The organism is Azospirillum sp. (genome assembly GCF_035627195.1).
In the GTDB taxonomy this organism is placed as follows: Bacteria; Pseudomonadota; Alphaproteobacteria; order Azospirillales; family Azospirillaceae; genus Azospirillum.
Genome location: NZ_DASPMG010000070.1, coordinates 25,689 through 43,225, shown reverse-complemented (window position 1 = coordinate 43,225; position 17,537 = coordinate 25,689). Strand labels below are relative to the sequence as shown.

Sequence of the window (17,537 nt, the reverse complement as noted above, 5' to 3'; positions counted from 1 at the left end):
CCCAGGTGCGGCGCGTCATTTGCCGATCAGCACCTCGGAGGCCTTGATGATGGCGAGCGCTAAGCTTCTTGTTCGGCTTCCTTGAGTTTGGCACGATGCCGCACGGAGCAGGTGCCGCGCGAAGGCGCGATAACCAACCCATTGCGAAGACAATGCTGGTGTTCTTGCGCACATCGCCGGCCTAGCCGGACGACATGCACAGAAAATTGGCATTCTATATTTGATGCCAAACAGACCGTGCCTTGCCGATGCCGCGACGACGTGCGGACGACACCTTGGCTTGGCCGGCACAGCCGGTGTGAATGCGCAAAGAATACAGGGTTCCTTTCCGGCGTCAATGGCGTTATATAGTCACAGTACACATCGCCAGCACGCATCGGCCGCGACCGCCGGCCGGGAAAGGAGATCCGGAATGAAGAGGCTGCTGCTCGCCACCGCCCTGCCGCTGTTGGCCGCCGCCGGTGCCACCACGGCCGCGCACGCGGCGGAGACCAACGTCGCGGTGGCCGCCAACTTCACCGAACCGGCGAAGGAGATCGCCAAGGCGTTCGAGGCGAAGACCGGGCACAAGGCGGTGCTGAGCTTCGGCGCGACCGGCCAGTTCTACGCCCAGATCCGCCAGGACGCCCCCTTCACCGTGTTCCTGGCGGCCAACGACGAGACGCCCGCGAAGGCGGTGCAGGAGGGTTTGGCCGTCGCCGACAGCCGCTTCACCTACGCCATCGGCCGGCTGGCGCTGTGGAGCAAGGACCCGGCCAAGGTGACCGGCGAGGAGACGCTGAAGAAGGCCGCCTTCGAGAAGGTCGCCATCGCCAACCCGGCCACCGCCCCCTATGGCACCGCCGCCGTGCAGGCCATGAAGAAGATGGGCGTCTACGACGCGCTTGCCCCGAAGCTGGTGCAGGGCAACACCATCGCCCAAACCTATCAGTTCGTCGAAACCGGCAACGCCGAGGTCGGTTTCGTGGCGCAATCGCAGGTCATCGCGAAGAACGAAGGCTCGCGCTGGCTGGTGCCGGAGCCGTTGCACGAGCCCATCCGCCAGGACGCCGTCCTGCTGAAGAAGGGGGCTTCGGACGAAGCGGCCAAGGCCTTCCTCGCCTTCCTCAAGGGGCCCGAGGCCGGCGCGGTGATCGCCCGCTTCGGCTACGGCACGGCCACGCTGAACTGATGCTGCTCACGCGTCGTTGGCGGGGTGGCCGATGCGGGTGGCGAGGACGGCGGCGATCCGCCCGTCGGTCGGCAGCGGCCCCTGCCCCTTCAGGGCGTCGCGCATCATGCGGTTGATGGTGTCGTCCGGTCTCTTATCCCAAAGCAGCGCGTTGAACGTGTTGCCGAACACGGTGCGGTAGCGGCTCAGCAGGTCTCCGTCGATCATTCGGGCCTCCTTTCGTCCAAGGCCTGTTTCGACTTTGGGACGTCCGGCGGTCCGATCAAGCCCTCCGAAGGAGGAAGGGGAGAGCCGCCCGCCTCACACCGGGCGGGCGGGGGCAAGCGTCTCCAGCGTGCGCAGGAAGGTCGTGGCACCGCTGCTGCGCAGCGGGATGAAAGGCTTGCGCATGCGCCGGCACAGGCCCTTCACGCGCAGGCAGGCGTCGTGGCTGACGCAGTCGATGGGGCAGACGACGAGGTCGGCCCGCTCCACCAGTCCTTCCAGACAGTGCGTGGCCTGCTCGACTCCGCCGTCGTGGTGCAGCAGGTCGCCGTTCAGCGTCTGCACCGTCTCGCGCAGGCGCGGCACCAGATTGGGCCGGCCACCGACGTAGAGGATCGCCTGCCCGCCGAGGTCCGGCGGCGCCGCCGGCAAGGCCGGCGCGGCCGGGGTGGTCGGTTCCGGCACGGCGGCACGCTGGCCGACCGTTGGGACCGCGTCGAACAGTATGCGCAGGCGGGCGAGTTCGCCCTCGGCCGCGCGGGCGCGGGCGCGTTCGGCGGCGACCCGGCGGTTGGCGCGGGCGAGCCCGCGTTCCAGCCGCCCCGCCGAGGGCGACGGGCGGGCCGCCGGCCGGGCCGGGGCCGCCTGGGCGGCGCGGGCCTGGGCCAGTTCCGCCTCCAGCGCGCGGATGCGGGCGTCCTTCTCGGCGATGCGTTCGGCGGTCGAGCGTTCGGCGCGCGCCAGCCGGTCTTCCAGTTCCGCGCAGCGCGCCTCCAGCGTGTGCTGCTGGCGCAGCGTCCGGCGGTTCTGCGCACCCAGCAGGTGGGACAGCATGTGCACGTCACCGTAGGCGCGCATGGCCACGCTTTCCGGGACCCCGGCGTGGCTCAACACCGCCCAGTAGGCGGCGGCGACGCTGCCGGAGGCGACCGCCTGCTCCCACAGGGCCAGCCAGCCCTCCTCGTCGGTGGCGCGGGCGAATCGGCGCACCTCGCCGGCGTACTTCTCGTCCAGACGCTTGTGGAGCAGCCGGGCCGGCGCCCCGCTGTTGCCCACCTGCTCGACGAAGTAGCGGTGCAGGTCATAGTCGCGCAGGCCCGGCGGCCGTTCGATGCCCAGGCGGCGGCAGGCCCATTCCAGGTCCTCGTGGCTGAGGCAGGTGCCGACGATGGAACAGTGGTGCTTGCGGTCGATCTGCCAGATCTTGCGACGCTTGGCATGGCTGATCAGGCGCGCCGGTTCGGACTTCCTGCACTGCTCGCACATCGTCGCACTCCACAGACGACCTCGGTCCCTCCTTGATAATGCGAATGATTTGCATTTGCAAGCCTGCAGAGGGGCTGCGACATCGTGCGTTGACGCCGGTCAAGGCAATGCGGCACACCGGCGTGCCACAACGTCGCCCACCATCACTCGCAAGGCCCCCACCATGACCGAACCGCTCGGCGCCGACACGCGCCTGGACGCCCTCGCCGCCAGCGACCCCGCCGCCATCGCGCGGCTGGCGCAGCTCCACCCCGCGTTCCACCCGGAAGCCGGCCGCGAGATGGGCGTCCCGCCCGAGGCGAGCCTGGGCGACCTGGCGCGCGCCATCGGCCTGCCGGTCGACGCCGTGCTGTCCATCGCCCGTGGCGAAATCCGCGTCCAGGTGCACGAGGGCGGTGGCTGCGGCTGTTCCTGCGGGGGCGGCAAGCACTAGCGGAGGGAGGGGAAGCGCCTCACCTTCGGGCGGGTTGGCAGGCGGGCGCGGCCGCTTCATGGTGTGGGCATGTCGCTCGTCCACACCGCCATCGTGCTCCTTGCCGCCGCCGTCCTCGCGGTTCCGCTCGCCAAACGTCTGGGCTTCGGCAGCCCGCTGGGATACCTGGCGGCCGGGCTGGCCATCGGACCCAGCGGCCTCGCCCTCGTCACCGACGTGGAGGCCATCGCGCACGTCTCCGAACTGGGCGTCGTGATGCTGCTGTTCCTGATCGGGCTGGAACTGCGGCCGCAGCGCCTGTGGGTCATGCGCAAGGCGGTGTTCGGATTGGGTGGCGCCCAGGTGGCGCTGAGCGCCACGGCGCTGGCCGGCGGCGCGCTGGCGCTGGGCCTGCCGTGGCCGGCGGCGGTGGCGGCCGGCGCCGGGCTGGCGCTGTCGTCCACCGCCATCGCCCTGCCGCTGCTGGCCGAGCGCGACCTGCTGGCGACCCAGGCCGGGCGCGACAGCTTTTCCATCCTGCTCTTCCAGGATCTGGCAATCATCCCGCTGGTGGCGCTGCTGCCGCTGTTGGGCAACGGCGGCGCCATGCCGGACCACGGCGACGGCCTGGGATGGCCGATCGCCAGGGCGGTGGGGGCGGTGCTGCTGGTGCTGGCCGGCGGGCGGCTGCTGGTGCGGCCGGTGTTCCGGCTGGTGGACGCCGCCAAGACGCCGGAGATCTTCACGGCCACCGCGCTGCTCATCGTGCTGGGCACCGCGGCGCTGGTCGAGGCGGCCGGGCTGTCGATGTCGCTGGGCGCCTTCCTGGCCGGCGTCCTGCTGTCCGAATCGGAATACCGGCACGAGGTGAAGGCCGACATCGAACCGTTCGAGGGCCTGCTGCTGGGCCTGTTCTTCGTGTCGGTCGGCGTGTCGGCCGACGTCGCCGGCTTCCTTGCCAACCCCGGCGGCATGCTGCTGCTGGCCATCGGACTGGTCGCGGTGAAGGCGGCGGTGCTGGCCCTCCTCGCCCGCATCGCCGGGCACCGGCCGGGCGGCGCCGTGCGCATGGCGGCGGCGCTGTCGCAGGGCAGCGAGTTCGGCTTCGTCCTGTTCGGCGTCGCCGTCGCCGACGGCGTCATTGCGCAGCCTCAGGCCAACGCGGCCATGCTGCTGGTGACGCTGTCGATGATCGCCACCCCCTTCCTGTTCGCCGCCGAGGAGCGCTGGCTGGCGCCGCGCCTGACGCGCAAGGCGGCGCGGCCGTTCGACACGATCGACGACACCGCCGGGAACGCGACGCCGCCGGTCATTATCTGCGGCTTCGGCCGGGTCGGACAGATCGTCGGCCGCGTCCTGCGGCTGCGCCGCATTCCCTTCACCGCTCTGGAGAAGGACGCGGGCCAGGTCGATTTCGTGCGCCGCTTTGGCAACCAGGTGTTCTACGGCGATCCCACCCGGCCCGAGCTGTTGCGCGCCGCCGGAGCCGACACCGCGCGCCTGCTGGTGGTGGCGCTGGCCGACGTTCAGGAATCGCTGACGGTGGTGGACATGGCGCGCCGCCTGTTCCCGAACCTGCGGATCGCCGCCCGCGCCCGCAACCGGCGGCATGCGCACCAACTGATGGACCGCGGCGTCGAGGTCATCGTGCGCGAGACCTTCGACTCGAGCCTTCACCTGACCGAGCGGGTGTTGGAATCCTGCGGCCTGCCGCCCGACGAGGTCCGGCATACCATCGACACCTTCCGCACGCACGACGAGCGCACGCTGATCGCACAGCACGGCGTCCACCACGACGAGGAGCGCCTGATCCAGAGTGCCCAGGAAGCCGCACGCGAGCTGCGCCGGCTGTTCGAGGCCGACCGCCCGGACGGCTGAGGGCCGCGCGCCACACCTTCTGCTTGTGGGTTCGTGGACTCCAAACACTTCCTTAGCCTTCCAACCGATACATTCAATAAACTTCAAACGAATCCGGGGTAGCTAAAACGCAGGCTCGGCGTTCTCGCAGAATCTGCAATATTAGTGATTGATCAGCATCCGAAGTCCGGTAAAGCTGGCGGCACACGATGAAACGCACGGCTCTTCTCTGGATTGTCGCAGCAGGAACGGCGCTTCCCGTCGCCATTCTGGTGACGGTCGGCCTGCTGCTGTTCGGCGACCAGCACGCAGGCGCGGTGCAACGACAATTGATGCAGGCGTCGTATTCATCTGTTTCCGCCGTGGAGAATAAGATTTCCGGCGACCTCGATCTTCTGGAAACGCTGGCGCTGGACGCCGGCACGTCCTCCACGGATCTGTCCGCTCTCTACCGCAAGGCGAAACTGGTCGAGGCCCGGCGGCCGGACTGGCTGGGCGTGGTGCTGACCGACCAGCGCGGCCAGATGCTCAACACCACTCTGGCGTTCGGGGCGGCGCTGCCGCCGCTGATCGACGCGCGCGGCGTCGAAACGGTGCTGCGCACCGGCCGTCCGCACGTGAGCGGCGTCCTGCGCAGCGCGGCGACAATGAACGAGCCGGTGGTCGTCCTGCGCGTGCCGATCGCCATCGACGGGATGATCAGCCACACGCTGGCGGTGCTGACGCGCGCGTGGTCGTTCGCCGAACTGCTGCGCCAGCAGGGCCTGACGCCGGAGGGCAGCATCCTGCTGGCCGATCAGGACCACCGTCTGATCGCCCGCACGGGCGCCACCGATCCCCAGGAAGGGGCCATCGGCTCGCCGGTGCCGCAGTCTGTGGTCCAAGGCATGGAGCACGCGGGCGACGGCTTCTTCTACGCCACCACCGTCGACGGCACGCCGATGATGGGCGTCGGCGCCCGCGTGGCCGCGACCGGCTGGACCGTGCTGACCGGCATCCCGTCCGCCGCACTGGTGTGGCAGGCGCGCTGGTCGCTGGCGCTGGCCGTGCTGGGCGGCCTCGCCGTGCTGGGCACGGCGCTGGCGGTGACGGCGGTCATGCTGCGCGCCCGCCAGCGGCGGATCGCCGCCGAACGCGAACGGCTGGGGCTGAAGGCGGACCGGCAGGCCGAGCGGCGCCTCGCCGACATCGCCGCCAACTTCCCCGGCATCATCTACCGCCGCGAGCTGCGGCCGGACGGCCGCATGGCCTACACCTACCTGAGCCCGAACCGCGATCTGGTGGAGGCCGCCGGCCGGCCGCCCCCCACCCTCAACGACTGGCAGCCGCTCGACCGCGTGGTCGAGACCCTGCCGCGTGAGGTCCGTCTGGAATGGCTGGCGGCGCTGCGCCGGTCGGCGGAGACCCTGACGCCGTTCGTGTTCGAAAGCTCGATCACCGACGTGCACGGCCATGCGCGCTGGGTGCGCAGCACGGCCGGCGTCCACCAGCGCGGCGACGGCACGGTGGTGTGGGACGGCGTTTTCCTCGACGTCACCCACATCAAGCGGACGGAGAGCGCGCTGGCCGCGGCCATGCGCGACGTCGAGCGGGCCAACTCCGCCAAATCGCGCCTGCTGGCCGCCGCCAGCCACGACCTGCGCCAGCCGTTCCAGGCCATGAGCCTGTTCTCCGCCCTGCTGCTGGCGCACCTGCCCGACGACGGCCCGCGGCGCATCGCCGAGCGCCTGGACGAGGCGGTGCGCACGGCGCTGGAGTTGCTGAACGCGCTGCTCGACCTGTCCACCGTCGAGTCCGGCACCATCACACCGGTGGTCGGCCCGGTGGCGGTGGCGGACCTGCTGGAGCGGCTGCGGCGCGAGTACGAGCCGCTGGCGACGGCCAAGGGCCTGACCCTGCGCGTGGTGCCCTGCGGCACCGGTGTCCTGAGCGACCGTGCGCTGCTGGAGCGCATGCTGCGCAACCTGCTGGTCAACGCGCTGCACTTCACCGAACGCGGGCGTATCCTGGTCGGCTGCCGGCGGCGCGGGCCGGATCTGGCGATCGAGGTGTGGGACACCGGCCGGGGCATCCCGGACGACCAGCACGACGCCATCTTCGAGGACTTCCACCGCGTCAACGGACCCGAACCGGTACGCCACCGCGTCCGCGGCCTGGGCCTGGGGCTCGCCATCGTTCGGCGGCTGGCGCAGTTGCTGGGGCACCGGATCGGCGTGCAGTCGCGGCCGGGCCGGGGCTCCTGCTTCCGGATCGTGGCGGCGCGGGTGGAGGTGCCGCAACGCGCCATCCCGGCACCGGCTGTCGACCGCCCGGCGCGGGTCCAGCGCATCCTGGTGGTCGAGGAGGACGAGGCCCAGCGCACCGGCCTGCGCCTGACGCTGGAGGCTTGGGGCCACGTCGTGTGGGCGGCGGCCGACGCCGACGGGGCGCTGGCGCTGGCCCGCCGGAGCGGCGAACGGCCCACGCTGATCGTCAGCAACCACCGGCTGCCCGGCGATCGGTCCGGCGCCGACCTGATCCGGCAGATCCGCCGCGAACTGGACGAGGACATCCCCTGCATCCTGGTGACCGGCGACGAGGACGCCGCGCAGCTGGCCACCGCGCGGGCCGTCGGCTGCCGGCTGCTGCAAACACCCTTCCGGCCGGAGGATCTCGCGGACGCGGTGTCGTCGCCGGGCCACCGCGTCGCCTGAGTTGTCCCTCGCTTGACCGTGATCAAGTCCATTACATAAGGGTATTCTAACGTAAAGGGACAATGTCGGATTTGGGAGGACAACATGCCCGGAATGTTGCCGCGCACCGATGACGAAGGCTATCTGATCGACCCCGGCGACTGGACGGACGAGGTTGCCGAAGAACTGGCCCGGCGCGAGGACATAGACCTTACGGACGAGCACTGGGAAGCCTTGACGTTCATGCGCCGATATCTTGACGAGCATCAAGTTGCGCCGGACGCCCGCCACGTCATGAAGCACCTGACGCAGACGCGCGGCGCCGGCCGCAATCGGCTGTTCGAACTGTTCCCCTACGGCTACGTGCAGCAGGCCTGCAAGATCGCCGGCATGAAGCGCCCGCGGGCCTGGAGCACGGGGTGATCACCGCCTGAACCCAAGCTCGGCCAGCGCGGCGGCGATCTCCGGCGCCTCCAGGGCGGCCAGGAAGCGGCGGACGGCGGGGCGGTCCAGGCGGTCGCGGGGGATGGCGAAGTCGTAGTGCTCCTCCTGCAAGGGCAGGAAACCCAGGCCGTAGAGGCGCGCCACGCTGTCGATCGCCACGCCCCAGTCGGCGCGCCCCTGCGCCACCGCGGCGGCCACCGCGTTGTGCGATTTCGCCTGCGTCCAGTAGCCGACGGGCCGTAGGCTGCCCCCGACACCACCCAAGATCCGGTCCGTCAGGATCCGCGTGCCGCTGCCGGTGTTGCGGTTCATCATGATGCAGGCGGCGTCGGCCCCGGCGGCGGCGATGGCCTGTTCCGCCGTGCGGCCCTCGAACCGGGCGTCGCCGGGGCGGAACACCACGCCCTGCAGACGGCGGTAGCCGGCCACCAGTTCCAGCGCCGGGGTGAGGAAGGGGCGGTTGTAGGCGCCCGTGGCAGGATCCATCAGGTGGATGGGCGCCACGTCGCACTCGCCGCGCCGGGCGGCGTTGAGGCCGCCCATGCTGCCGACGTTCAGCGCCTTGACGCTCACCCCCGCTTCCACCAGCCGGCCGACGACGGCGTCCAGGCCGACGCAGTGGCTGCCGACGACGATGAGGTCGGCGGGCTCCACCCGGCGGCCGATCAGCTGCACCGACACCGGCGTGCCGGCCTCCACCGCCTCCGCCTGGGCGTCCACGGCGATGAAGCCGTCGGCCTGGGAGAAGGCGGTGACGGCGCCGGAGCCCTTGCCCATCGGGTAGGCCGCCAGCCCGTCCGCCCCGCCCACCAGGGAGACCATGACGTACTCGGTCCGTCCGCGCTCCGACGGCACGCGCAGCGGCAGGGTGGCGGGCACGCTCTCCTTCGCCGCGGGCGGCAGGCCGGCCAGGGCGCGGATCACCGGGGCCAGGAACTCGTGGAAGGTGAACATGGCGGAGGTGGGGAAGCCCGGCAGGATCGCCACCGGCTTGCCGGCGCTGACGGCGAGGCAGAGCGGCTTGCCCGGCTTCAGCGCCACGCCGTGCGCCACGATGCCGGGGTCGGCCAAGCGGCTGATGATGCGGTAGGACAGGTCCCCCGCCCCCTTGGACGTGCCGCCGGACATCAGCAGCACGTCGTGCTTCAGCCCTTCCTCGACGAGGCGGGCCAGCGTCGCCTCGTCGTCCGGGCTGACGCCCAGGCGGACGGGACGGCCGCCCAGCTCCTCCACCGCGGCGGCCAGGATGGCGCCGTTGGAGTCGTAGACGGCCCCGGTGCGGATCGGCTCGCCGGGGGAGACGATCTCGTTGCCGGTGGACAGGATGGCGACCGTGGGCTTGCGGACCACCGGCACGGTGGCGCGGCCGATGGCGGCGAGCACGCCGATTTCCCGCGCGCCGAGCACCTGGCCCTTGCGCAGGACGGTCTCGCCCCGGCCGATGTCGGAGCCGGCGGCGGCGACGAACTGGCCGGGAACGGCGGTCTTGCGGATCTCGACGCGCACGGCGCCGTCGTCCTCGCGGATGTCGGTGTGCTCGACCATGACGACGGCGTCGGCGCCGCGCGGCAGCATGCCGCCGGTGGCGATCACCGTGGCGGTGCCGGGGGCGACGGTGCCGGACGGCACGGTGCCGGCGGCCAGCACCTCGTCGTTCAGCGCCAGCAGGACGGGGCTGTCCTCCCCCGCCCCGGCGGTGTCGGACGCGTGCACGGCGAAGCCGTCGACGCCGGAACGGTCGAAGCCGGGCACGTCCACCCCGGCCACCACGTCCTGCGCCAGGACGCGGCCCAGCGCCTCGGCCAGTTCCACCTCCTCCGCGCCGCGCGGGGCGAGGTCGAGGTGGGCGGTGAAGCGCGCCCACGCCTCGTCCCGGCCGATCACCTCAAGGAACTGCTCCTGCCGCGCCGCCTGACGGACGAACCGCCGGACATCCTCGTTGGACACGCTGCCTTCTCCCGAACTGCACCGACCGTTGTTCTCATTTCAGCATAGCGCGTTCGGCGGGGGATCATAGAGCCAGACATTGGTCGGGGCTCCCGGCGCCACCCCCTCGCTCTCCGCCGGGATCAGCACGAAGCCGTCGGCGCGCGCCGCGGCGGCGAGGCCGGGCACGGCGGCCGACGCCAGCGGCTCGACCCCACCGTCGGCGGTGAGGCGCACGCGGTAGAGTTCGGCCGTGCCGATCTCCGACACCAGCTTGCGGGCGGCAATCCGCCGCACCACCGCGTAGGGCGGGCGGCCGTCCAGCCCGGCGCAGCGGCGCACGGCACGCGCCCCCAGCAGGTCGTAGGCGGCGAGGCAGGCCGCCGGCTCGCCCGGCAGCAGCACGGCAGGCATGGAACCCGCGAGCCCCAGACCGGCCGAGTCGCCGGGGCGCAGCGCCACGCCGTGGATGGCCAGGGTTCCGGCGTCGGCCAGCGCCAGGGGGGCGACGTCGTCCTCGCCCACGCCGGTGCGGCCGCACACCAGCACCACGTCGGCGCCCGGTTCGGCCAGCGCGGCGGCCAGCGCCGCGCGGTCGGCGGGCAGCGGGCCGCGCACCTCGGCCAGCCCGCCGTCGCGCGCCACCAGGGCGGCCAGCAGCGGACCGTCGGCGTCGGGACCACCCCCGGAGTCATCGTCGCGCGGCCCGCCGACGACCAGCACGCGCACCCAAGGACGCCGCACCACGGATACCCCGTCGAAGCCCAGCGCGGCGAGCAGGCCGACGTCCTGCGGCCGTAGCACCCGCCCGGCCGGCAGCAGGGGCGCGCCGGAGCGCGCCTCCTCCCCCCGGCGCTCGACGCCGTCGCCGGCGGCCAGCGGCGCCAGCACCTCGACGCCCAGGGGGGAGCCTTGCGCCGCCTCCACCGGCAGCACGGCGTCCGTGCCCGGCGGCAGCGGCTGCCCGGCCGCGACGGGTGTCGCGGCGCCGGCCATCAGCAGGACGGGGGCGTAGGCGCCGGCCCCCAGCGTTTCTTCCGCCCGCACGGCGACGCCGTCGCGCGTGGCGCGGTCGGCGGCCGGACGGTCGGCGGGGGCCGCGACGTCCACCGCCAGCACGCGCCCGACGGCGGCGGCCAGCGGCACCGTCTCGGCCGGCAGCGGGGCCGTGCGGGCGTCGATCCAGCGCGTGGCGTCGGCCAGCGCGGTGCGCCTGGGAAAGCCGCGCCCGCGCACGTCGTTTACCGGCCCGGCGGTCTGGGTGGGGGCGTCGTGTTGCGGCATGGCGTCACCGTCCGTCTCTCGCTCATGGTGTGCCATTGTGCACCGTTGTGCTGTCTGCGCGGAATGCACCGTTTGCACAACGCCGCCGGACCGGGCCACCGGTCCGGAGCGAATCGTAACGGGGAAAGCGGAACTTTTCAAGAACAACCGCGGTTGGATGGCTGCGGCGTTGGGTTTTCGCCGTGCTCAACCCAACCTCCGCGGAAGGCCCAACGTCACGCCTCGCGCAACGCGGCCAGTGCCCTGTCGGCGGCGTCCACGAGGGCAGTGGTAAGGGGCTGGGCGTCGGCGCCGCCGGTGCGGAGCGCGGCGCAGAGCGCGCGGGCGGCCGAGGACAGTTCGCGCAGGCCGACGTTGGCGGCCAGCGAGATCACCGCGTGCGCCTCGAAGCCCTGGCGTTCCGGATCACCCGTGGCGGCCTGCACGCGGGCGATCCGGGCGGGGAGTTCCGCGGCGAATTCGGCCACCAGGGCCCGGGCGCGCTCGGACCCGAACTCACGCTCCAGGGCCTGCAGAGCGGCGGGGTCGAGGACCGCCGGCTCCGCCGGAGCGGCGGGAGCAGCGGGAGCGGCAACCGGTAGGTCTCGGTTCTGCAGGGCATGGTCGATGGCGGCCAGCATCTCGTCCCGCTCGATCGGCTTGGCGACGTGGCCGTCCATGCCGGCGCTCCGGCAGCGCGCCACCTCCGGGGACAGGGCGCCGGCGCTCATGGCGAGGATGGGGATGGTGCCGGCGGGCGGCGGCAGCGCGCGGATGGCGCGGGTGGCCTCCAGCCCATCCATGACCGGCATCTGCACGTCCATGAGCACGAGGTCCCAGGCACCGCCGCTCACCGCATCCACCGCGGCGCGGCCGTTCTCCACGGCCTCCACCGTGTGGCCGGCGTTGCGCAGCAGCGTGACCGCCAACTCGCGGTTCATCGCCAGATCCTCGGCCACCAGGATGCGCGCGGCCCGACGACCGCCGCCCGCGACGTCGGCGGCGGGTCCGGTGCGCGCGGCTTCCGGCAGGGCGACCGTGAACCAGAAGGTGCTGCCCACGCCGGGCTGGCTCTGCACGCCGATGGCGCCGCCCATCCGCTCGACGATGCGGCGGCTGATGGCGAGGCCGAGACCGGTGCCGCCGCGCGTGCGGTCGATCTGCACGAAATGGCGGAACAGCTGCGCCTGCCGGTCCTCGGGAATGCCGATGCCGGTGTCGGAAACGCGCACCATCAGGGTCGGACCGCCGAACGCTTCCTCCACCCGCGTGACGTTCACGAGGATGCTGCCTCGCTCGGTGAACTTCACGGCGTTGCCGAGCAGGTTGAGCACCACCTGGCGCAGCCGGTCGGGGTCGCCGCGCAGCCGTTCCGGCACTTCGGGTGCCACGGTGACGTCGAGGGCGAGCCCCTTGGCCAGGGCGTCCGCGCGCACCACCGCCTCGCACCCCGCCATCAGTTCGCGCAGCGAGAAGTCGGCCGCGCGCAGGTCCAGCGTACCGGCTTCGATGCGCGAGAAGTCGAGGATGTCGTTGATCACGGTCAGCAGCGCCCGGCCGGCGTCGCGCACATGGGTGGCGTAGCGGCGCTGCTGGTCGTCCAGCGGCGTGCCGAGCAGCAGGTCGGCGAAGCCGACGACGCCGTTCATCGGCGTGCGGATCTCGTGGCTCATGGTGGCCAGGAACTCGTCCTTGGCGCGGCTGGCCGCCTCCGCCTCGACACGGGCCTGGACCAGGGCGCGCTCGTCCTCCTTGCGGGCGGTGACGTCGTCGATGATGCCGACGAACGCCTGCAGGTGCCCGTCCGCGTCCTGCACGGGGGAAACGTTCAGCTTGGCCCAGAACGGCCGGCCGTCCTTGCGGTAGCACAGCACCTCCAGCCACACCGGCCGGCCGGCCTCGCCCGCCTCCAGGATCCGCGCGGCGGCGTCCGGATCGGTGTCGGCGCCGTGCAGCATGAATCCGCTGCGGCCCAGCGCCTCTTCGGCGGTGTAGCCGGTGATGGCGGTGAAGGCGGGGTTGACGAAGACGATGGGGTGGTCGGCCCGGCGGGCGTCGGTGATGACGACCCCGGTGCCGGTGGCCTCGATGGCCTTGGCGAAGCGGGCGTTGAGGGCGCTGGCGCGCTCGGCCGCTTCCTTGGCCTCGCGCAGCAGTTCCTCCTCGCGCTTGCGGTCGGTCACGTCGACGAGGAAGCCGTCCCAGACGACGTCGCCGTTGGCGCGGCGGTGCGGCTGCGAGCTGCCGCTCAGCCAGCGCACCGTCCCGTCGGACCAGACGATGCGGAACTCCTCGTTCCAGGGCGTCAGCGCCCTGGCGGAGGCGCGGATCGAGGTGCGCAGCCACGCGACGTCGTCCGGATGCACCGCCTGCGTCAGCCGCTCGATGGTCACCGCCTCGCCGTCGGGAAGGCCGAACAGCTTGTAGAAGCCGGGGCTGCAGAAGGGATAGGTCAGACCGCCGCCGGCGGTGAGCACGCGCTGGTACACGCCGCCCGGCGCGTTGGCGACGATGGCGGCGAAGCGGCGCTGGCTCTCCGCCAGCGCGTCGGCGAGGCGCTGGCGCTGCACCTCGCGCATCAGCAGCCCGCCCAGCACCAGGATGCCCAGCGCGTTGGCGACGGTCAGCGGCACAAGGGCGGAGCGCAGCATCCGTTGCGCCATGTCCGGCGGCAGCAGCAGGAAGGCCGATGGCGTGATCAGTGTGACCGCGATGGCGAGCAGGGCGAGGTGCGGCCAGCGGAACGGGCGCCCGCTGCGGCGCAGCCAGACCTCCAGCCCGATCCCGGCCAGCGCGATCAGCGTGATGGAATAGACGCCGGGCCAGGCGCCGCCGCCGCCCAGCCACAGGCGGTAGCCGCCGATCGTCAGCGCGGCGACCACCCCGGCCAGCGGCCCGCCGAACGGGCCGGCCAGCGCCGCCATGACGTTGCGCCCGTCGACGATCAGGCCGGAGGCGAGGCGCACGGGATCCAGCATGCCCAGCACGGCCACGCCGCCGAACACGCAGCCCAGCAGCATCTGGCGCAGCAGCACTTGGCGCAGCGGCGCGCGGGCACCGTTCGTGGGCGCGCGCAGCCGCAGGAACACCAGCACCACCAGGGCGAACAGGCCGATGTTCTTGGCCAGGTCGAGGAGGAAGAGCCTTACGGTGTCATCCACGCGCACCCTCCCCTCTTGCCGCGTTCCGGGACCGGCCGGTCCATTGCGCCACCGCGTCCAGCAGCGCCTCGCGCTCGACCGGCTTGACCACCACGTCGTCCATGCCGGCGTCGCGGCACTTGGCGACCTCGTCGGGCATGGCGTTGGCCGTCATGGCGACGATCGGCACCTCGCGCGCCGGGCCGGACAGCGCGCGGATCGCCACCGTCGCCGCCAGACCGTCCATGACCGGCATGCGCACGTCCATCAGGATCATATCATATACCGTATCGTGCACCGCCGCCACCGCCGCCGCGCCGTCGGGCACCACGTCCACCGTATGCCCGGCGCGCCGCAGCATGGTGGCCGCCAGCTCCTGGTTCATCGGCAGGTCCTCGGCCAGCAGGATGCGGGCGGGCGCCGTGGTCCGCGGCGGCCCGTCCGGCGCCACCCCGGCGGCGGCGGCGCCCGCCGTCGCGGCCGGCAGCGGCACGGTGAACCAGAAGGTCGAGCCGACGCCGGGCGTGCTGAGCACGCCGATTTCGCCGCCCATCAGGGCGACCAGCTGCTTGGAGATGGCGAGCCCCAGCCCGGTGCCCGGGTGTGCGGACCCGAGCTGCGTGAAGCGCTGGAACAGGCGGGGCCGCTCCTCCTCCGCGATGCCGGGGCCAGTGTCGGTGACGGCGAACTTCAGCACGGCGGCGGCGCCGTCATCGAAGGCGCCGCCGGTGTCGCCAACGGAATCCGACGACACGGACAGCGCCACGCCACCCTGGCGGGTGAACTTCACGGCGTTGCCCAGCAGGTTCAGCAGCACCTGGCGCAGGCGGTCGGCGTCGCCCAGCACGCGGTCGGGCACGTCCGGCGCCACCGTGATGCGCAGCGCCAGCCCCTTGGCCGCGGCAGCGTCGCGCAGCACGGCCCCACAGGTGGACGCCACGTCGCGCGGGCTGAACGGGGCGGAGCGCAGAACCATGCGCCCGACCTCCAGCCGCGAGAAGTCGAGCACGTCGTTGATGACCGTCAGCAGGGCGCGCGCGGCGGCGCGCACGTTGTCCGCGTGGCGGCGCTGCTCCTCGCCCAGCGGCGTGTCGAGCAGCAGGTCGGCGAAGCCCAGGATGCCGTTCATGGGCGTGCGGATCTCGTGGCTCATCATCGCCAGGAAGTCGGACTTGGCGCGGTTGGCGCGCTCCGCCTCCTCGCGGGCGTGGGCCAGCTCCTGCTCGATGCGCTTGCGCCCCTCGATGTCGCGCAGGCCCATGACGAACTCATCCGCCTCCACGCCGGCCGGGTCGCGGACCAGCCGGACCGCCGCCTCCACCCAAGCGAAGCAGCCGTCGCCGCGCCGCGCGCGGTACTGGATGGTGGCGCGCTCCGCCCCCGGCCGCAGGGAGCGCAGCGCCGCCACCATGCCCTCCAGGTCGGCCGGGTGGCAATACAGCGAGGCCACCCGCCCCTTCAGCTCGGCCGGCGGGTAGCCCAGGATCTCCTGCGCGGCCGGCGAGACGTAGAGGAAGCGCAGCTCCGGGTCGAGCCGGGCGATCATGTCGGTGGCGTTCTCGGCCAGCAGGCGGTAGCGCCCCTCGCTGACCCGCATCGCCTCCTCGGCCAGGATGATGTTGGTGATGCTCTCGTGGCTGACCACGGCGCGCACCGGGCCGTCGCCGGCCAGCCGGCGGACGCGCAGGTTGTACCAGCGCCGCTCCACCCCGGCGTGGCTGGCGTAGGGCAGCAGGAATTCGTTGCGCCGCCCGTCCAGCACGGCGCGGATGCCGGCCGCGGCGGCGCGAGCGCCGTCGGCGTTCGGGTTGTCGGCATCCTGGCCGGCGGCGTCGCACGCGGCCAGGTAGTTGCCCCCCGGCGGCACGGCGCCGAGCAGGCCGCCGCCACCGGTGAAGCCGTGCCACGCCTGGTTGGCGGCGATGATGGCACCGTCGGCGTCGAGGATGACGATGTGCGCGCTCATGGAGTCGAGCACCGTGCGCACGAAGCCCGCCCCCTCCTCGGCGGCGCGGCGGGCCGCGTCCTCGCGCCCGATGCTGCGCAGGCCCAGGGCCGTCAGCCCGCCGAAGGCGAACAGCCCGACCAGCAGAATGCCGCCGTTGCGCAGCGTGCGCAGCCGCCAGTCGGCCAGCACGGCGTCGAGGTCGAGCCCGACCGTCATCACCATCGGCAGCGCCGCCGCCCGCCGGTAGGCCAGCACCCGCATCACCCCGTCGTGCGGCGAAGGGCCGATGTAGGTGCCGTTCGGGGTGCGGGGCAGATGGGCGCGGAACAGGTCGCCGTCGGCGATGGACAGGCCGACGTCGGTGTCCAGCATGGGCTGGCGGGCGATCACCTCGCCGGTCTCGCGGTACATGTTGATGGTGGTCGGAACGCCGATGTCGAGACCGGCGTAGAAGGCGCCGAAGTAGGAGATATCGAGGAAGGCCACTACCACCCCGGCGAAGCGCCCCTCGGCGTCGGTCAGGCGGCGGCTGAGCGTGAAGGAGCGGCTCTTCAGGATCCGGCTGACCACGGCGGCGCCGAGGTGGACCTCCTCGCCGCGGTCCCGGTGCGCGACGAAGTACTCCCGGTCGGGCACGGACAGCGTCGGCGGCGGGAACGACACGGCGCTGACCAGCACCCGCCCGCCGGCGTCGAGCACCACCAGCGAGCCCACCTGCGGCAGCATGTCGACGCCGCGGCGCAGCCGGTCCCATTCCTGGCGCGACACGGCGAAGCGCGCCAGCCCCTGTTCGCGGATCCGCTCGGCGACGCGCTGGATCAGCAGGTCGCTGGCGTCGAGCGCGCGCAGGGCGTGCTCCTCCAGCAGGCGCACGGTGTTCTCTGCCGCTAGCGAGGCGCGGTCCACCGTCTCGTCGTGGTCCTTCACCGTCTCCAGCGCCACCGCCCCGATGCCCAGCGCGGCGCCGGCCAGGAACACGGCGAGCAGGACGCCGCGCGGGCTGGGATGTCTCAGGCGGAAGGGGACCATGGCTGCTCGAAGGCTGGCGGCGCGGGCGGCGGAAGCGGAAATTATACCGTAAGTCTTAGGCGATTCGTATGCGTCACGATAACGTGGATGCGGGATAAAAGCCCGCCAAATCCCGACGTCCGGTTGCGGCCGCTCCGCTGGCCCCTTGCGCCGCGGCATCGAATACGGCCAATTTGCCCGGCGGCAGCGGGTCTGGCAGCGGGTC

The 17,537-nt window shown here is 72.4% G+C and carries 11 protein-coding genes; 5 read left to right on the top strand and 6 right to left on the bottom strand.

Translation table 11 applies throughout. The features are described from left to right. Positions 1-412 precede the first annotated feature (412 nt). A complete protein-coding gene (gene modA / locus VED21_RS06010) occupies positions 413-1,171 on the top strand; it encodes a molybdate ABC transporter substrate-binding protein (protein ID WP_324881417.1) in 759 nt (252 codons plus the stop codon). A gap of 6 nt (positions 1,172-1,177) precedes the next feature. Here modA and VED21_RS06005 read toward each other — a convergent pair whose 3' ends face one another. Together VED21_RS06005 and VED21_RS06000 are read right to left on the bottom strand one after the other, a co-directional pair. Next, entirely contained in the window at positions 1,178-1,378 is a 201-nt protein-coding gene (locus VED21_RS06005) for a hypothetical protein (RefSeq protein ID WP_324881416.1), read from the bottom strand. A gap of 93 nt (positions 1,379-1,471) precedes the next feature. Further along, positions 1,472-2,641 carry a DUF2325 domain-containing protein gene (locus tag VED21_RS06000; protein ID WP_324881415.1) on the bottom strand — a complete coding sequence of 390 codons (1,170 nt, stop codon included), beginning with the start codon at positions 2,639-2,641 and terminating at the stop codon, positions 1,472-1,474. Positions 2,642-2,804: 163 nt separating this feature from the next. On the opposite strand from VED21_RS06000, the gene VED21_RS05995 reads away from it, so the two are divergent. The 4 genes from VED21_RS05995 to VED21_RS05980 all read left to right on the top strand — a co-directional run bounded on the left by VED21_RS05995 (position 2,805) and on the right by VED21_RS05980 (position 8,005). Further along, a complete protein-coding gene (locus tag VED21_RS05995; protein ID WP_324881414.1) occupies positions 2,805-3,074 on the top strand; it encodes a hypothetical protein in 270 nt (89 codons plus the stop codon). Between the two features lie 69 nt (positions 3,075-3,143). Further along, positions 3,144-4,931: a monovalent cation:proton antiporter-2 (CPA2) family protein gene (locus VED21_RS05990; protein ID WP_324881413.1), complete on the top strand. Its 1,788-nt coding sequence runs from the start codon at positions 3,144-3,146 to the stop codon at positions 4,929-4,931. A gap of 188 nt (positions 4,932-5,119) precedes the next feature. Continuing rightward, the gene (locus tag VED21_RS05985) at positions 5,120-7,603 is read left to right on the top strand and encodes an ATP-binding protein (RefSeq protein WP_324881412.1); all 2,484 of its coding nucleotides are present in this window, start codon (positions 5,120-5,122) and stop codon (positions 7,601-7,603) included. Between the two features lie 84 nt (positions 7,604-7,687). Continuing rightward, positions 7,688-8,005, top strand: a complete 318-nt coding sequence (locus VED21_RS05980) for a TusE/DsrC/DsvC family sulfur relay protein (protein WP_324881411.1) — start codon at positions 7,688-7,690, stop codon at positions 8,003-8,005. On the opposite strand, the gene VED21_RS05975 is transcribed toward VED21_RS05980, so the two are convergent. From VED21_RS05975 to VED21_RS05960, 4 genes are all read right to left on the bottom strand, one after another. Next, positions 8,006-9,973 (bottom strand): molybdopterin biosynthesis protein, encoded by a 1,968-nt coding sequence (locus tag VED21_RS05975; protein ID WP_324881410.1) that lies wholly within the window; start codon positions 9,971-9,973, stop codon positions 8,006-8,008. Between the two features lie 39 nt (positions 9,974-10,012). Beyond that, positions 10,013-11,236 carry a molybdopterin molybdotransferase MoeA gene (locus VED21_RS05970; RefSeq protein WP_324881409.1) on the bottom strand — a complete coding sequence of 408 codons (1,224 nt, stop codon included), beginning with the start codon at positions 11,234-11,236 and terminating at the stop codon, positions 10,013-10,015. Positions 11,237-11,451: 215 nt separating this feature from the next. Then, positions 11,452-14,376: a PAS domain S-box protein gene (locus VED21_RS05965; protein ID WP_324881408.1), complete on the bottom strand. Its 2,925-nt coding sequence runs from the start codon at positions 14,374-14,376 to the stop codon at positions 11,452-11,454. Then, complete coding sequence (locus VED21_RS05960; RefSeq protein WP_324881407.1) at positions 14,369-17,332, bottom strand: ATP-binding protein; 2,964 nt, start codon at positions 17,330-17,332, stop codon at positions 14,369-14,371. The genes VED21_RS05965 and VED21_RS05960 overlap by 8 nt, the downstream gene beginning before the upstream one ends. Between the last annotated feature and the right edge of the window lie 205 nt (positions 17,333-17,537).

Excerpts from the sequence above, each read along its gene's own strand:
- VED21_RS05970 (WP_324881409.1), bottom strand. The coding sequence starts at position 11,236 with ATGCCGCAACACGACGCCCCCACCCAGACCGCCGGGCCGGTAAACGAC.
- VED21_RS05980 (WP_324881411.1), top strand. The coding sequence starts at position 7,688 with ATGCCCGGAATGTTGCCGCGCACCGATGACGAAGGCTATCTGATCGAC.
- VED21_RS05995 (WP_324881414.1), top strand. The coding sequence starts at position 2,805 with ATGACCGAACCGCTCGGCGCCGACACGCGCCTGGACGCCCTCGCCGCC.
- VED21_RS06000 (WP_324881415.1), bottom strand. The coding sequence starts at position 2,641 with ATGTGCGAGCAGTGCAGGAAGTCCGAACCGGCGCGCCTGATCAGCCAT.
- VED21_RS05990 (WP_324881413.1), top strand. The coding sequence starts at position 3,144 with ATGTCGCTCGTCCACACCGCCATCGTGCTCCTTGCCGCCGCCGTCCTC.
- modA (WP_324881417.1), top strand. The coding sequence starts at position 413 with ATGAAGAGGCTGCTGCTCGCCACCGCCCTGCCGCTGTTGGCCGCCGCC.
- VED21_RS06005 (WP_324881416.1), bottom strand. The coding sequence starts at position 1,378 with ATGATCGACGGAGACCTGCTGAGCCGCTACCGCACCGTGTTCGGCAAC.
- VED21_RS05960 (WP_324881407.1), bottom strand. The coding sequence starts at position 17,332 with ATGGTCCCCTTCCGCCTGAGACATCCCAGCCCGCGCGGCGTCCTGCTC.
- VED21_RS05985 (WP_324881412.1), top strand. The coding sequence starts at position 5,120 with ATGAAACGCACGGCTCTTCTCTGGATTGTCGCAGCAGGAACGGCGCTT.